Raw genomic sequence first — 15,638 nt, 5'->3', positions numbered from 1 at the left:
TCCTCGGTAAGGTCAGGCCTCGTCGAAGTCGGTGGTCAGCAGCTCGGCGAGGGTGTCGAGCACCGAGGCCGCGTTCTCGCCGTCGGCGGTGAGGGTGACGTAGTCGCCCTTCTCTGCGCCGAGCGAGATGACGCCGAGGATGCTCGCCGCGTTGACCGGCGCGCCCGACCCCTTCGAGATGGTCACCGGGATGCCGGAGTCCTTCACCGCCTGCGCGAAGAGCTTCGCCGGGCGGGCGTGCAGTCCGTTCGACGATCCGATGCGGATCGTGCGGGTGACCTCGGTCATGCGGGTTTCCTCTCCGTGGGGGTGGGCGTGGGTGGGGTGTCGGGCGCCGCGAGTGCGCTGTCGACGAGGTCGAGCGTGCGTCTGCCGTCGACGTCCGTGAAGACGTCCTCGGGCAGCAGGATAACGCGCACGTCCCGCGGCTCGGCCTCGTGGCCGATGCGGTCCAGCGCGTGCTGCAGATGAGGCCCGACGAGGACGATGTCGGCCGCGTCGAGGTCGATAGGCAGGGACCTCTCGGTGCCGGCGAGCGCGCTGATCCGGCGGCCCGCCGCCTGTGCGGCGTGCCGCAGTCGCTGCGCCACGAACGTGCTCGACGCTCCCGCGCCGCACACCACGAGGATCCTCATCGATCCGCCTCCTCTTCTGCCATTGTTGTGAAAGCGCTGGAAGGTGACAACCACACTCCCTTCCGCGGGGGCGGAAACCGTGGCCACGGGCCGTGGTTGACTTGTCGGATGAGCAGAGCGCGGCAGGATCGGGTGCTCTCGCTGATCCTGCGTCGGAGCGAGTGGGTCACCGCCGGCGAGCTCGCCGACATCATCGGCGTGACGGCGCGGAGCATCCGCAGCTACGTGACGGCGCTCAACGCGCGCGTGCCGGGGGGCGCGGTGATCGAGTCGGGTCCGCTCGGCTACCGGCCGGGGGCGGATGCCACCGGGGCCCTCCGCGCCCGGGCCGAGCCCGCCGACGCCGACACGCCCCGCGACCGCGTGCACCATCTCGTGCGGGCGCTGCTCGCGGCATCCGACGGCATCGACGTCTACGAGGCGGCGGACGGCTTCCACGTGAGCGCGGCGACCCTCGAGAGCGACCTCGGGCGCGTGCGGTCCTTCCTCGGCGGCAGCGGGATCGTGCTCGAGCGCACCGCGTCGCGCGCGCGGCTGCGCGGCACCGAGATGGCCCAGCGGCGCCTCCTGTCCACGCTCGTGCACGAGGAGACCGACGAGGGCGCGTTCGACCTGGCCGCGGTGCGACGCGCGCTCGGCGAGGACTCCATCGGTCCCGCCGCGTTCGGACCGTTCAAGGCCGACCTCGTCGCGGGGCTCGGCGGGCTCGGCTACTTCGTCAACGAGTTCGGCATCGGCGACGTGATGCTGCACGTCGCCATCACCGCCGACCGCGTCGCGCACGGTCGCGGGCTCGATGTCACCGTCGCGGGGGAGCCGTCGGAGGCGCAGGAGCGGGTCGGCGCACTCCTCGACCGGCTCTGCACTGAGCATCTCGGGGTGCAGCTCGGTGCGGGTGACCTCCGCCACCTCGCGGCGCTCGTGCTGAGCCGGGTCGTCGCGCCCGGGGCGAGCGAACCGGCATCCGTCATCCGCTCCCGCCTCGAACCCGACGTCGAAGAGGCCGTGCGGGAGGTGGTGCACCGGGCCGCGGTCGCCTTCCTCGTCGACATCGACCACGAGGACTTCATCCTGCGCCTCGCCCTGCACGTGCAGAACCTGCGCCTGCGCGCGCGGGAGCAGGCGTGGTCGAGAAACCCGCTGACCCGCTCGCTCAAGGCGACCTATCCGATGATCTTCGAGGTCGCCGTCTTCATCGCGGACGGACTGCAGGGACTGCTCGGCATCCCGCTCCTCGACGACGAGATCGCCTACATCGCGATGCACGTGGGCGGGCGGCTCGAGCGGGGGCGCGGCGCCGGTGCCATCCCCACCGCGACGATCGTGTGCCCGGGGTACTACGAGCTCCACGAGCTGCTGCGCTCGAGCGTCGACCGCTCGCTCGGTCAGGCCGTCGACGTCGTCGGGGTCGAGACCCGGGCCGACCCCGACTGGGCGGCGATCGACACCGACCTCGTGCTGACCACGGTCGACGCGCCCCTCGTGTCCGATCGCGTGGTACGCATCCAGCCGTTCCTCACCGAAGCCGACATCGAGCGCGTGCAGGCCGCGGCCGGTCGGGTGCGTAGGGCCCGCCGCCTCGCCCGGCTGCAGGGGGAGCTCGGCCGCTACTTCTCGCCCGACGCGTTCATCGGCCGGGTCGGGGCCGACGCGACGCCCGAGTCCGTCATCCGCGAGCTCGGGGCGCGGCTCGTCGCGCAGGGCGTCATCGACGACGGATACGTCGAGCGGACGCTCGAGCGGGAGCGGCTGTCGTCGACGGCGTTCACCGACGCGCTCGCCGTGCCGCACGCGCTCGGCATGACGGCGACCCGCACGGCGATCGCCGTGGCGATCGCCGACCCGTCGATCTCCTGGGGCGAGGGGCGGGTGCAGGTGATCGCGATGGTGGCCTTCTCGGAGAGCGACCGTGAGGCGTTCCAGACCGTGTTCGAGCAGCTGGTCGAGGTGTTCAGCGAACGCGACAGCGTGCAGCGGATCGTGCGCCGCGGCACCGACTTCGGGGCGTTCCTCGACGAGCTCGTCGCCGTCATCGACGGCTGACCCGCCCCGCGGCCGGTCCCGCGGCGCCGCGCCGTGGCGTGCGGGCGGCGGGCTGTGCGGTTTGCAGGAGAATCATGCCCCTGCCGCGGGGCCAGCCGCGGAGTTCCGGGGCTCGGCGCCGGCGGCGGGTGCGGTTCTCCTGCAAACCGCACATCGGACGGGCGTCGCCCCCGGTGACGGGGCGAGAGCGGGAGGCAGCCGAAGGGCAGCCGGGGTGCGGCGGGGGTCAGGCGCGGGCGTGGGCGTGGCGGTCGAGGCGTGCCTCGAGACCGCGACGCACGGCCGGCCACTCGTGCGGCAGGATCGAGTACACGACCGTGTCGCGGAGCGTGCCGTCGGGGCCGAACCGGTGATTGCGGAGCACGCCGTCCTGTTTGGCGCCGAGGCGCTCGATCGCGGCGCGCGACTGACGGTTGTGCCAGTGGGTGCGCAACTCGACGGCGATCGCGGCGCACGCCTCGAACGCGTGCCCGAGCAGCAGCAGCTTGGCGGCGGGATTGACCCCTGTGCCCTGCACCGCGGGGGACAGCCAGGTGTAGCCGACCTCGACGTGGCGGTTCTCCTGGTCGATGCTGCAGAAGGTCGTCATGCCGACCGCCCGGCCGTCCACGACGACCGCGAACGGGTTCATGCGCCCCGCGGCATGTTCCGCGAGCCGGTGGTCGATCTCGGCCGCAGAGGATGCGGGCACCGACGTGTACCACGCGCCCTCGAGCCCGGCGCTCGCCGCGTCGAGATCGCTCGCGTGGCGTGGATCGAGTGGCTCCAACCGGACGAAGGCGTTCTCGAGGATGACGGGTTCGGTCAGCAGCACGGCTCAAGCCTACGCCGGTTCACAATTCAGTCTGCGCGGCGGAGGCTGGACGTGCGGGGCCCGGTATTCCGCAGCGGGGCGTCTAGTTCGCCGGCGGGAGACTGAGTTGTGAACGGCGAGACCCTCGAGCGCCCGGCAGGCGCCTGGCTGCGCGGTCAGGCCTGTGCGGCGGCGATCAGGGTGCGGGCGCCCGCGTCGAGGGACGCGAGGCGCGCGGCCGCGTCGGATGCCGAGTCGCCGCGCACGTCGAGGTACGCCTTCAGCTTCGGCTCGGTGCCGCTCGGCCGCACGATCACCCGCGACCCGTCGGCGAGCCACAGCCGCAGCACGTCGGCCGGCGGCACCTCGCCCTCGGCGCCGTCGCCGGGCTCGAGCAGGTCTTCGAACCGCTCGACCGCGACACCACCGATCTCGGCGGGCGGCGCGGCGCGCAGCGCCGCCATGATCCGTGCGATCACCGACACGTCATCGACCCGCAGCGACACCTGACCCGACTGGAACCAGCCGAACGTCTCGGCGAACTGGTCGAGCAGGTCGGCGAGGGTGCGGCCCTGCTCCCGCGCCTCGGAGATCATGCCGAGCAGCGCGACCGCTGCGGAGATCCCGTCCTTGTCGCGCACCGTCTCGGGGTTGACGAGGTACCCGAGCGCCTCCTCGAAGCCGTAGACCAGGCCGGGCGCGCGCGAGATCCACTTGAACCCGGTGAGGGTCGCGTGGAAGTCGAGCCCGTAGTGCGCGGCCACGACCTCGAGCCCCGGCGAGGACACCAGCGAGCACGCCAGCGATCCGCCCGAGCCGCCGGCACCGGCCGAGCCGCCGGCACCCCCCACGCCATCCGATCCATCCACACCGGCCGCGGCACGCTGCGCCGCGCGCCAACCGAGAAGCAGACCCGTCTCGTTGCCGGTGAGGCGCCGCCAGCCGCCCTCGGCGGCGGGGTCGGGGATCGCGACGGCGAGCCGGTCGGCGTCGGGGTCGTTGGCGATCACGAATTCCGCGCCGGCCTCGCGGGCGGCGGCGAACGAGAGGTCCATCGCGCCCGGCTCTTCGGGGTTCGGGAAGGCGACGGTCGGGAACGCGCCGTCGGGAGCGATCTGCTGCTCCACGACGACGGGGAGGGGGTATCCGGCCAGGCGCAGGATCGCGCTCAGGGTCTCGTACCCGACGCCGTGCATCGCCGTGTAGACCCAGTTCATGCCCGCGGCGCCGGCCGGGGCGGGGGCGACGGTCGCCGTCGCGGCGACGTACGCCTCGATCACCGCCTCGTCGGCGAGTTCGAACGCTCCGCGGGGCAGGTCGGTGACGGATGCCTCGGACGCCACCCGTTCGATGTGCGCGGCGATCTCGGCGTCGGCGGGCGACACGATCTGCGAGCCCTCGTCGGCGCCGCCGAGATAGACCTTGTAGCCGTTGTCGTCGGGCGGGTTGTGCGACGCGGTCACCATGACACCCGCGTCGGCGCCGAGGTGGCGCACCGCGAAGGCGAGCACGGGCGTCGGCAGCAGACGCGGCAGCAGGATCGCGCGCAGCCCCGCGCCGGCGAACAGCTCCGCCGAGTCCTCGGCGAACACGTCGGAGTTGCGCCGTCCGTCGTAACCGATGACGACGGTCGGGGTCGCCCCCGGGCCGGCCTTCTCGGTGAGGTAGGCCGCGAATCCGGCGGCCGCCTGCGCGACGAGCACCCGGTTCATCCGGTTGCTGCCGGCGCCGAGCCGGCCGCGCAGCCCCGCGGTGCCGAAGGCGAGGCGCGCGCCGAACCGATCGCGCAGGTCGGCCGCGGCGCCCGCGTCGCCCGCCTCGGCGCCCGAGATCAGCGTCGCGAGCTCGGCGCGCGTCACCTCGTCGGGATCTTGCGCGAGCCAGGCCCGCGCCGCGTCGAGGGTCGCATCGGCATCCACCGCACCGGCATCCACCGCACCCGCGCGCGCCCCGGCATCCACCGCACCCGCGCCGTCAGCGCCAGCACCCGCGCCGACGCCGGCCCCGCCGTCCACCCCGCCGCTCACAGCTGCCCGATCACGCGGGCGAGGAGGTCCGAGATCACCGGCTCGGCCGCCTGGCCGGCCTCGATCACCTCGGCGTGGCTGAGCGGGGTCTTCTGGATGCCCGCGGCGAGGTTCGTGATGAGCGAGAAGCCGAGCACCTCCATGCCCGCCTGGCGGGCGGCGATCGCCTCGAGCGCGGTCGACATGCCGACGATGTGGCCGCCGATCGTCTTCGCCATCTGCACCTCGGCGGGCGTCTCGTAGTGCGGCCCGCGGAACTGGCAGTACACGCCCTCGTCGAGCGACGGGTCGACGGTCCGCGCGAGATCGCGCAGCCGCGACGAGTACAGGTCGGTCAGGTCGATGAAGGTGGCACCCTCGAGCGGCGAGTCGGCGGTGAGGTTGATGTGGTCGCTGATCAGCACCGGCGTGCCGGGCGTCCACGTCTCCTTGATGCCGCCGGCGCCGTTCGTGAGCACGATCGTCGTGGCGCCGGTCGCCGCCGCGGTCCGCACGCTGTGCACGACGCGGCGCACGCCGTGGCCCTCGTAGTAGTGGGTGCGCGCGCCGATGACGAGTACCCGCCGCCCGGTCGGGGTGAGGACCGACCGGAGCGAGCCGACGTGGCCGGCGAGCGCGGGCTTGCTGAAGCCGGTGACCTCGGTCGCCGGAATCGTCGCGGTGGTCTCGCCGATGAGGTCCGCGGCCTTGCCCCAGCCGCTGCCGAGGGTGAGGGCGATGTCGTGGTGGTCGACGCCGGTGAGGCGGGCGATGTCGGATGCCGCCTGCGCGGCGACCTCGAAGGGGTCGGCCGTGGCGTCGTCGAGGGGGTTCGTGTACTCGGACATGGCTCCACTCTAGGATCCCGATCCCGCGTCGTGAGGATCCCGACCCCGCCTCGCGAGGATCGTGGCCCCGCGCCCGGACGTCGCCCCCCCGCGGTCGGATCCGCCCGTGGGCGCCTGAGAGAATGGACCAATGTCCGCGAGCTTCACGCATTCCCCGTCGGTCGCCGTCCTCGGTGGAGGCCCCGGCGGGTACGAGGCCGCGCTCGCGGCGGCGCAGCTAGGTGCCGAGGTGACCCTCGTCGAGCGTGCCGGGGTCGGCGGCGCCGCCGTCATCACCGACGTCGTGCCCTCGAAGAGCCTCATCGCAACGGCCGACGCCGCGGTCGCGATCTCCGAGGCATCCGACCTGGGCGTCGAGTTCTTCGCGAGGGGGGAGAACGGCAGGCCGCTGAAGCCCGAGGTCGCGATCAACCTCGCCGCCGTCAACAAGCGCCTGCTGTCGCTGGCCCGTCAGCAGTCCGACGACATGCGCGGCCAGCTGCTCGAGGCGGGCGTGCGGATCATCTCCGGGCACGGCCGGCTCGACGACGCGCATTCGGTGATCGTGGCAACAGGCCCCGGCGGCACCGACTTCGATCGCGTCGAGGCCGACACCCTCGTCGTCGCCGTGGGCGCGTCGCCGCGCGAGCTGCCGAGCGCGAGGCCCGACGGCGAGCGCATCCTCACCTGGACCCAGCTCTACGACATGAAGGCGCTGCCCGAGCACCTCATCGTCATCGGCTCCGGCGTGACGGGCGCCGAGTTCGCCTCGGCGTACATGAACCTCGGTGCGACGGTGACGCTCATCTCGTCGCGCGACCAGGTGCTGCCGGGCGAAGACCACGACGCCGCGCTCGTGCTCGAGAACGTCTTCCGCCGCGGCGGGATGACGGTGCTGTCGAAGTCGCGCGCGCAGGGCGTCGAGCGCGTCGGCGACGGGGTCGTGGTGACCCTGTCCGACGGCCGCACGGTCGAGGGCAGCCACTGCCTCATGGCGGTCGGGTCGATCCCGAACACCGCCGGAATCGGCCTCGCCGAGGCGGGCGTGCAGCTGACCGACTCGGGGCACATCCGCGTCAACCGGGTCGCCCGCACATCGGTGTCGAACATCTACGCCGCCGGCGACTGCACGACGTTGGTGCCCCTGGCATCCGTCGCGTCGATGCAGGGCCGCACCGCGATCTTCCATGCGCTCGGCGACACCGTCATCCCGCTCGAGCGTCGCCGCATCACGGCCAACATCTTCACCGCGCCCGAGATCGCGACGGTCGGCCGGCAGGAGCAGGACCTCGCCACCGGCGCGATCAACGGCTACGTGCACAAGCTGCCGCTCGCCGCCAACGCGCGCGCGAAAATGATGGGCATCTCCGACGGCTTCGTGAAGATCATCGCTCGAGAGGGGTCGGGCACCGTCATCGGCGGCGTGATCGTCGCGCCGCGCGCGTCGGAGCTCATCTACCCGATCGCGATCGCCGTCGAGCGTCGCCTCACGGTCGACCAGGTCTCGCGCGTGTTCGCGGTGTTCCCCTCGCTCACCGGGTCGATCACGGATGCCACGCGCGCGATGCACCTCGTGAACCGCGACGACGACTTCTTCGGCTGAGCGCCGCCGCGGCTGTTCGGCTGAGCGCGAGCGCCGCCGCGCCGCCGCGCACGCGGCGCGTCGTCAGCGCTGCAGCTGCGCCGTCCAGACGCCTTCGCCGTCGGCGGAGGTCGCCGTCACCGTGAGCGAGACGAGGTCGCGCACCGCGATCGCCGTGCGCGTGGCGCCGCCCTGGCAGACGATGTCCTGACGGCTGTCGATCGTCGCGTCCTCCGCGACGAAGGCGAGCGAGAACTCGGCGCGGTCGGTGCCGATGCAGCGCAGTTCGAGCGCCTGGAACGCGGTCGGGGTGTTGAAGTCGACGGTCGCGGATGCCGGGTCGGCGTTCGCGTCGAAGCCGCCGGACACCGTGGCATCCGGGTCGCTGTCGACGATCGCGGCGGCCCAGCTCTGCCACGATGCCCGGTCGGCGTCGGAGGGTCCGGTCGTGCCGCACCCGGTGAGGCCCGCGAGCGAGCCGAGGAGCAGCACGGATGCCACGGCGGCGCCCGTCCGCAGGCGCCCGCCCCGCTTCACCCGTGCCCGCACGACGCGCCCGTCCATCGGGTCAGGAGATGGTGAGCAGCTGGTGGCCGGAGGACACCGTGGTGCCCGGCGTCGCGTCGATCGCGCCGACCACGCCGTCCTTGTGCGCCTGCAGGGGCTGCTCCATCTTCATGGCCTCGAGCACGACGACGAGGTCGCCCTTGACGACCTGCTGGCCCTCGGCGACGGCGACCTTGACGACGGTCGCCTGCATCGGCGACTTCACCGCGTCGCCCGACGCGGCCGCGGAGGCCGACGGGGCGTGCAGCCGACGCGACGGGGGAGCGGCGGCGGGGCGGCCGATCTTCACCGGCGCGACCGCGATGCGGTCGGGCAGGCTCACCTCGAGGCGCTTGCCCGACACCTCCACGACGACGGTGTGCCGGGGCTTGGGCTCTTCGGGAGCCTCGGCCTCGCCATCCCACGGCGGGATGTCGTTCACGAACTCGGTCTCGATCCAGCGCGTGAACACGCCGAACCGGCCGTCCTCGGCGGTGAAGGCGGGCTCGCGCACGACGACGCGGTGGAACGGCAGCACCGTCGGCATGCCGGCGACCTCGAACTCGTCGAGGGCGCGGCGCGAGCGCTCGAGCGCCTCGGCGCGGTCGCGGCCGGTGACGATGAGCTTGCCGAGCAGCGAGTCGAACGCGCCCGACACGCTGTCGCCGGCGGTGACGCCGGAGTCGAGACGGATGCCGGGGCCGCCGAACGTCTTGAACTGGTGGATGCGTCCGGGCTGCGGCAGGAAGTTCCGGCCCGGGTCCTCCCCGTTGATGCGGAACTCGATCGAGTGGCCGACGGGCTCGGGGTCGTCGTAGTCGAGCGTGCCGCCCTCGGCGAGGCGGAACTGCTCGCGCACGAGATCGATGCCGGTCACCTCTTCGGAGACGGGGTGCTCGACCTGCAGGCGCGTGTTGACCTCGAGAAACGAGATCGTGCCGTCGGCGCCGACCAGGAACTCGCACGTGCCGGCGCCGACGTAGCCGACCTCTTTCAGGATCGCCTTGGACGACTCGTACAGCGTGCGGGTCTGCTCGTCGGTGAGGAAGGGCGCGGGCGCCTCCTCGACGAGCTTCTGGTGGCGCCGCTGCAGGGAGCAGTCGCGCGTCGAGATCACGACGACGTTGCCCTCGGCGTCGGCGAGGCACTGCGTCTCGACGTGGCGCGGACGGTCGAGGTACTTCTCGACGAAGCACTCGCCGCGTCCGAACGCGGCGACCGCCTCGCGGGTGGCTGACTCGAACTGCTCGGCGACCTCGTCGAGCTCCCGGGCGACCTTGAGCCCGCGTCCCCCGCCGCCGTAGGCGGCCTTGATCGCGATCGGCAGCCCGTACTGCTCGGCGAACGCGATCACCTCGTCGGCTCCCGCGACGGGGCCGGGGGTGCCCGGGGCGAGCGGCGCGCCGACCTTCTCGGCGACGTGGCGTGCGGTGACCTTGTCGCCGAGGGCCTCGATGGCCTCGGGCGACGGGCCGATCCAGATGAGACCCGCCGCGATGACGGCGCGCGCGAAGTCGGCGTTCTCGGCGAGGAAGCCGTAACCGGGGTGCACCGCGTCGGCGCCGGAGCGCCGCGCGACGGAGAGGATCTTCTCGATCGAAAGGTAGGTGTCGGCGCTCGTCGCGCCGCCGAGCGCGTAGGCCTCGTCGGCGAGGCCGGTGTGCAGGGCGTCGCGGTCCTGATCGGCGTAGACGGCGACCGAGCCCTTGCCGGCGTCGCGTGCCGCGCGGATCACGCGCACGGCGATCTCGCCTCGGTTGGCGACGAGCACCTTCGTGATCGTGCGGGGGGTCGCCGGGCGCGCGGGCGCCGTGTCGAGGGAAGGCATGGATGCCAGCCTACCCAGCAGAAGCGGGTCGGCTTTGGATCACTTGCACAAGATCAGCGAGAAATCGTGTGTGAGAAGCTACGAGGCATCCGTGCGGTTCCACAGATCCGTCCAGGAGACGCCCAGCTCGGCGCAGAGGTGCCGCAGGGTCGACAGGGACATGCCGACGACCGTCGAGGGGTCGCCGTCGACCCGTTCGATGAACGCGCCGCCGAGGCTGTCGACGGTGAACGCGCCGGCGACGTGCAGGGGTTCGCCGGTGGCGACGTAGGCCGCGATCTCGGCGTCGGTCACATCGGCCGCGAAGGTGACCGAGGCGGCGGCGACCGCGTGCGCCTCGCGGGCGGGCGCGTCGGGCGTGACGCGGTAGACGCTGTGTCCGGAGTGCAGCACCCCGGTGCGCCCGCGCATTTCGCGCCACCGTTCGGCGGCGACGTCGGCGGTGTACGGCTTGCCGAGCACGGCGTCGCCGAGCTCGAACATCGAGTCGCCGCCGATGACGATGCCGTCGAACGCCGGGTCGGTGGCCGCGATCGTCGCGGCGACGTCGGCGGCCTTCCGCCGCGCGAGGAGGAGCACGTGCTCGTCGGGGGCGAGGGTGCGGCCTTCGCGCGACTCGATCTCCTCGATGACCGCCTCCTCGTCGACCGCCGGCGCGCGGGTCTCGGGTTCGATGCCCGACTGCCGCAGCAGCATCAGGCGGGCGGGGGAGCTGGAGGCCAGGCATACGCGCATGCGCCCAGGCTACGTTCTCGGGCCGCACGTCCGAGGCCGACGGCTCCTCGCGGGCGGGAGATCCCCAGGCCGGGCGCGAGATGATGGAGGGATGCAGCCCGGAGACCTTCTCGACCTCGACGTCACCGACGTCGCTCACGGCGGCGTCTTCGTCGCCCGGCACGAGGGGCGGGTCGTCTTCGTCGAGGGGGCCATTCCCGGCGAGCGCGTGCGCGCCGAGCTCACCGACACCGCGAAGGCCGCCTTCTGGCGCGCCGACGTCGTGGACGTCCTGGATGCCTCCGCCCACCGTCGCCCGCACGTGTGGGCCGCGGCCGACGTGTCGGTCCCGCCGGCGGAGCGCCCCGGCGGCGCCGACTTCGGTCACATCGACCTCGACGAACAGCGGGTGCTGAAGAAGCGCGTGCTCGACGACGCGCTCACCCGGTTCGGGGGCGTCTCCGAGCCCGAGACGACGATCTCGCCGGCCGGCGACGCGGGCGGGCGCGGCGACGCGGGCGACGCGGACAGCTCCGGCGCGGAGGCATCCGACGGCCTGCGCTGGCGTACCCGGGTGAGCCTGCACGTCGACGAGGAGGGGCGCATCGGCCCGTTCGCGGCGCGCAGCCACCGCGTCATCGAGACGCCCGACCTGCCGCTCGCGACCGCCGAGATCGAGGAGGTCGCCCGGAGTCTCGAGGGCTTCGCCCCCGGTCGGGTCGACCTCGTGCAGCCGGACGAGGGCGGCGTGCGGGTGATCGTGCGCCCCGAGCAGCCGCGCCCGGAGGGCTCGGAACGCGCCGAGCGCGCCGACGCGCCGCGCGGCCGCGGTGCACGGGCCGGTCGTGGGGCGCGTTCGCGCCGCCCCGCGCCGCGGGTGCCCCGCGCGCCGGAAGACCCGACCGCCCGGGAGACCGTCATCGAGCGCGTCGGCGACCGCCGCTTCCTCGTCGATGCCGGCGGGTTCTGGCAGGTGCACCGCCTCGCGGCGGCGACGCTCACCGGCGCGGTCCGCCGGGCGCTCGAGACCGCGGGCGGGGTCGATCCCGCCGCGCAGCACCTCGACCTCTACGGCGGGGTGGGCCTGTTCGCCGCGGCGATCGCCGAGGCCGGAGGCGCGGGAACGCGCGTCACCAGCGTCGAGTCGGATGCCCGGGCCACCGAGCACGCGGGGGAGAACCTCGCCGAGTGGGTCGGTGCACGGGCCGAGACCGCGCGCGCCGACCGCTACCTCGCGAGCCTCTCGGCGCAGGCGGGCGCCGCCGAGCGGGCGCGGCTCGCCCGCGGCGTCGTGCTGCTCGACCCGCCGCGGGCGGGGGCGGGGCGCGAGGTGGTCGACCGGATCGCGGGCCTCGCCCCGGCATCCATCGTCTACGTCGCGTGCGACCCTGTCGCCCTCGCGCGCGACCTCGGCACGTTCCGCGGGCACGGCTACGAGCCGCTCCGCATCGACGCGTTCGACCTGTTCCCGCACTCGCACCACGTCGAGGCGGTGGCGATGCTCGCCCGCACGTCTGGCTAGGCTGACCGCATGATCCGCGTCGCCCTGATCGACGACCACGAGTCGGTGCGACTCGGGCTCGAAGCGGCGTGCGCGCGGTCGGGCACGAAAGAGGTCGTCTTCTCGGGCAGCACGGTGCGCTGCTACCTCGACTGGCGCGCGGAGTCGGGCGCCGCACCCGCCGACGTCGTCGTGCTCGATCTGACCCTCGGCGACGGCACCACGGTCACCGAGAACGTCACGCGGCTGGTCGCCGACGGATCGCCGGTGCTCATCCACAGCGTCGCCGACCGGGCCGCCGCGGTGCGCGAGGCGCTCGCCGCCGGAGCCACCGGCATCCTGAGCAAGGCGTCGCGCACCGGGGACGTGATGGCCGCGATCCGCACGATCGCGCACGGCGAGCCGCTCGAGAACATCGAGTGGGCGACCGCGGTCGAGGGCGACCGCGCCTTCGCCGATGCGCAGCTGTCGGCGCGGGAGCGCGACGTGCTGCGGCTGTACGCCGCCGGGCTGCCGCTGAAGGCGGTCGCCGATCGTCTCGGAATCGCCTACTCGACGGCGAAGGAGAACATCACGCGCGTGCGCGTCAAATACGTCGAGGTTGGCCGACCCGCGCCGACGAAGGTCGACCTGCTCCGCCGTGCGATGGAGGACGGGCTCGTCGTGAGCGACCGCGGTGACGGTGCCGGTGGCCGCTGAGCGCCTGCCCATCGCGACCGATCCGGCCGTGCGGGCACCCCTCGGCGACATCGCCGGCGGTGCCGAGCGGTTCACCGAGGCGCGCGTGGAGCGCATCGTCTCGCTCGTCTTGGCGCTCGGCTGCGCGGTGCTCGGCACGCAGGCGTTCCTCAACGCGATCGCGACGCCGCGCGCCGCGTGGGGGTGGGAGACCGCGCTCATCGCTCTCGCGTTCGCGCCGCTCGCCGCGATGATCCTCGCGCTCACGACCGGGGCGTTCGCCCGCGGCGCCAGTCGGGTGTGCGCCCTCGCCCTCGTCGCCGTGCTGGCGTTGTGGCCGGTCGCGTCGGCCGGGGCCGCGGTCGACCCGTCGGTGCAGCCGTGGATCTGGTACCTCCTCAACGTCGCGACGGCGGCGGCGGTGATGGCGTTCGACCTGGTGCTGCAGATCGTCTGGGCGGTGCTCGTGTCGGCGCTGTACGGTGCGGTGCGGCTGATCCAGCTCGAGGGGGCGCCCGGCGGCACGGCGCAGGGCCTCGTCACAGGGCAGGGCGTGGATGCCGCGCAGAGCGTGGGGGTGGTGCTGGATGCCGTGTTCGCGCTCATCCTCGCCGGCGTCATCATCGCCCTCGGCTGGATGCTCCGTTCCGCCGCGGTCGGCATCGATCGCGCGCGCGGCGATGCGGTGGCCTCCTATGCCGCCGCGGCGGAGGCCGATGCCGTCGAGACCGAGCGGGTCGCGGTGGCGGCGCTTATGCACGACAGCGTGCTGGCGGCGCTGATCGCCGCCGAGCGCGCCTCGACGCCGCGCGAGGAGGCGCTCGCCGTCACGATGGCGCGGGAGGCGCTCACGCGTCTCGCGAACGCCGAGCAGGACGTGGGCGAGGGCTCGGACGAGGCGGTGCCGGTGGCATCCGTCGTCTCGGACATCGAGCGCGCCGCCGCCGAACTCGAGCTGAGCCTCACGGTCGACGCCGACGTGGCTTCGAGCGCCCCGCCCGTGCCGGGCCGGGTCGCACGGGCGATCGTGCTGGCGGCGACGCAGGCGATCGCCAACGCCGTGCAGCACGCGGGCGCGCAGGGGCTCGCCGTCGCGGTGCGCGCCGATGAGAGGGCGATCGCGGTGCGCATCTCCGACTCCGGACCGGGATTCGCGCCGGCCGAGGTGCCCGTCGATCGCCTCGGCATCCGCGGCTCGATCGTCGCGCGCATGGCCGCCGCCGGCGGACGCGCCCGCGTGCAGACCGGCAAGGACGGCACGACCGTCCGTCTCGACTGGGAGCGGCCGCGATGACCGGCGACCGATCCCGACCGGTGGATCCGTCGGCGGACGACGAGCGCGGCGCCGCGGCGCCGCGCTCGGGAGCCGTGCGGCCCGCACTGTCGGGGCTGGCCGTCGCCTTCACGGCCTACCTCGCCGTCGGCGCGATGGTGTGGACCGGGCCGATCGCGTACCCGATCGTCCAGATCATCGCGGTGGCCTTCTTCCTCGTGACGACCTGGGTGTGCATCTTCTGGAATGCGCGGGGCGCCCGCACCCGCGACCCCGTGCGCAGCCGATTGGGCGAGCGCACGGTGCTGCCGCACTGGGCGATCGTGCTCGCGCTCCTCGTCGCGGCAATCGTGCCGAGCGCGAGCTGGGTGGCAGCCGGGCCCGACGCGCGCGAGGCCGACTACGCCACGTGGAGCCTCGGCGCCGTGGGGGCGCTCATGGCGATCGTCATGGTGCGGCGCCGGCCGTGGACGGCATGGGCGGGTGTGGGGCTCGCCGCGGTCGCCGCGATGGCGTGGATCGGCCTGCCGTCGGCGCTCGCGCTCGGCGTCGTCGGCGCGGTGCTGTGGGTCGGGGTGGCGCAGCTGCTGTCGTGGCTGGTCGACCGGGCCGCCAGCGACACCGCCCGGCTGACCGAGCTGCAGCGCGACGCCTCGCAGTGGCTCGCCTCGCAGGAGGGCATGCGCCGCGAACGGCGCACGCAGGTGCAGCGCGCGCTCGCCGTGGCCGGCCCCGTGCTCGCCCACACGATCGCCGTCGGCGGTCACCTCGACGACACCGAGCGTCAGCTCGCGCTCATCGCCGAAGGCACCCTCCGCGACGAGCTGCGCGGCCCGGCGCTGCTCGACGACGACGTGCGCGCCGCCCTGTCGGCCGCGCGCGTCCGCGGCGCGACCGTGTCGGTGCTCGACGAGGGCGGCCTCGACGACCTCGCGCCGGACGAGCGCGCGCACCTGCGGGCGGAGCTGGCCCGGCTCATCGAAGGGGCCCGATCCCAGCGGCTGTACATCCGGGCATCCACGCACCCCGACGTCGTCGTCACGGTCGTCGGGCGCTCGGCGGCGGAGGACGGAGAGGAGGTCGTGGACCTCTGGCGCGAGTTCCCACGCCCGCGACGGGCGCCCAGAGCGGATGCCACGCACTGAGCCACCGGCAGGCCCGCGGAGCACGATCTCGCAAAGCACGGACTCGTGAGCGAGCGCCTCGCGAAGA

At 73.6% G+C, this 15,638-nt stretch carries 14 protein-coding genes; 6 read left to right on the top strand and 8 right to left on the bottom strand.

The genetic code is table 11. The features are described 5' to 3' along the window. Positions 1-12 precede the first annotated feature (12 nt). The gene (locus LOK55_RS01830; protein ID WP_196383151.1) at positions 13-288 is read right to left on the bottom strand and encodes an HPr family phosphocarrier protein; all 276 of its coding nucleotides are present in this window, start codon (positions 286-288) and stop codon (positions 13-15) included. Next, on the bottom strand, positions 285-635 hold the full coding sequence (locus tag LOK55_RS01825; protein ID WP_229933987.1) for a PTS sugar transporter subunit IIB: 351 nt from the start codon (positions 633-635) through the stop codon (positions 285-287). Before LOK55_RS01825 ends, LOK55_RS01830 begins: the two co-directional genes overlap by 4 nt. A 108-nt stretch (positions 636-743) precedes the next feature. On the opposite strand from LOK55_RS01825, the gene LOK55_RS01820 reads away from it, so the two are divergent. Continuing rightward, positions 744-2,678 (top strand): transcription antiterminator, encoded by a 1,935-nt coding sequence (locus LOK55_RS01820; protein WP_229933986.1) that lies wholly within the window; start codon positions 744-746, stop codon positions 2,676-2,678. Positions 2,679-2,904: 226 nt separating this feature from the next. Here the strand turns inward: LOK55_RS01820 and LOK55_RS01815 are convergent, their stop codons facing one another. From LOK55_RS01815 to LOK55_RS01805, 3 genes are all read right to left on the bottom strand, one after another. Next, positions 2,905-3,492 carry a GNAT family N-acetyltransferase gene (locus tag LOK55_RS01815; protein ID WP_141381436.1) on the bottom strand — a complete coding sequence of 196 codons (588 nt, stop codon included), beginning with the start codon at positions 3,490-3,492 and terminating at the stop codon, positions 2,905-2,907. 155 nt (positions 3,493-3,647) lie between these two features. Further along, complete coding sequence (locus LOK55_RS01810) at positions 3,648-5,390, bottom strand: phospho-sugar mutase (RefSeq protein WP_229934047.1); 1,743 nt, start codon at positions 5,388-5,390, stop codon at positions 3,648-3,650. Positions 5,391-5,494: 104 nt separating this feature from the next. Continuing rightward, positions 5,495-6,325 carry a purine-nucleoside phosphorylase gene (locus LOK55_RS01805; RefSeq protein WP_229933985.1) on the bottom strand — a complete coding sequence of 277 codons (831 nt, stop codon included), beginning with the start codon at positions 6,323-6,325 and terminating at the stop codon, positions 5,495-5,497. Positions 6,326-6,455: 130 nt separating this feature from the next. Between LOK55_RS01805 and LOK55_RS01800 the strand changes: the two genes are divergently transcribed. Beyond that, positions 6,456-7,907 (top strand): NAD(P)H-quinone dehydrogenase, encoded by a 1,452-nt coding sequence (locus LOK55_RS01800; protein WP_229933984.1) that lies wholly within the window; start codon positions 6,456-6,458, stop codon positions 7,905-7,907. 63 nt (positions 7,908-7,970) lie between these two features. On the opposite strand, the gene LOK55_RS01795 is transcribed toward LOK55_RS01800, so the two are convergent. The 3 genes from LOK55_RS01795 to LOK55_RS01785 all read right to left on the bottom strand — a co-directional run bounded on the left by LOK55_RS01795 (position 7,971) and on the right by LOK55_RS01785 (position 10,995). Further along, entirely contained in the window at positions 7,971-8,450 is a 480-nt protein-coding gene (locus LOK55_RS01795; RefSeq protein ID WP_229933983.1) for a hypothetical protein, read from the bottom strand. 4 nt (positions 8,451-8,454) lie between these two features. Beyond that, on the bottom strand, positions 8,455-10,260 hold the full coding sequence (locus tag LOK55_RS01790) for a biotin carboxylase N-terminal domain-containing protein (RefSeq protein ID WP_229933982.1): 1,806 nt from the start codon (positions 10,258-10,260) through the stop codon (positions 8,455-8,457). A 78-nt stretch (positions 10,261-10,338) separates the two neighbouring features. After that, complete coding sequence (locus LOK55_RS01785) at positions 10,339-10,995, bottom strand: nucleoside triphosphate pyrophosphatase (RefSeq protein WP_229933981.1); 657 nt, start codon at positions 10,993-10,995, stop codon at positions 10,339-10,341. Positions 10,996-11,086: 91 nt separating this feature from the next. Here LOK55_RS01785 and LOK55_RS01780 point away from each other — a divergent pair, with 91 nt between their 5' ends. The 4 genes from LOK55_RS01780 to LOK55_RS01765 are packed head-to-tail and all read left to right on the top strand — an operon-like array spanning position 11,087 to position 15,571. Next, on the top strand, positions 11,087-12,496 hold the full coding sequence (locus LOK55_RS01780) for a class I SAM-dependent RNA methyltransferase (protein WP_229933980.1): 1,410 nt from the start codon (positions 11,087-11,089) through the stop codon (positions 12,494-12,496). 9 nt (positions 12,497-12,505) lie between these two features. Next, positions 12,506-13,174 carry a response regulator transcription factor gene (locus LOK55_RS01775; protein WP_141380197.1) on the top strand — a complete coding sequence of 223 codons (669 nt, stop codon included), beginning with the start codon at positions 12,506-12,508 and terminating at the stop codon, positions 13,172-13,174. Next, positions 13,164-14,447 carry an ATP-binding protein gene (locus tag LOK55_RS01770; RefSeq protein ID WP_229933979.1) on the top strand — a complete coding sequence of 428 codons (1,284 nt, stop codon included), beginning with the start codon at positions 13,164-13,166 and terminating at the stop codon, positions 14,445-14,447. Before LOK55_RS01775 ends, LOK55_RS01770 begins: the two co-directional genes overlap by 11 nt. Beyond that, the gene (locus tag LOK55_RS01765) at positions 14,444-15,571 is read left to right on the top strand and encodes a hypothetical protein (RefSeq protein ID WP_229933978.1); all 1,128 of its coding nucleotides are present in this window, start codon (positions 14,444-14,446) and stop codon (positions 15,569-15,571) included. Before LOK55_RS01770 ends, LOK55_RS01765 begins: the two co-directional genes overlap by 4 nt. Positions 15,572-15,638: the final 67 nt, after the last annotated feature.

Source organism: Microbacterium sp. F2E, assembly GCF_020905435.1.
GTDB lineage: Bacteria > Actinomycetota > Actinomycetes > Actinomycetales > Microbacteriaceae > Microbacterium > Microbacterium lacticum.
This window is presented reverse-complemented; position numbering and strand designations above follow the sequence as displayed.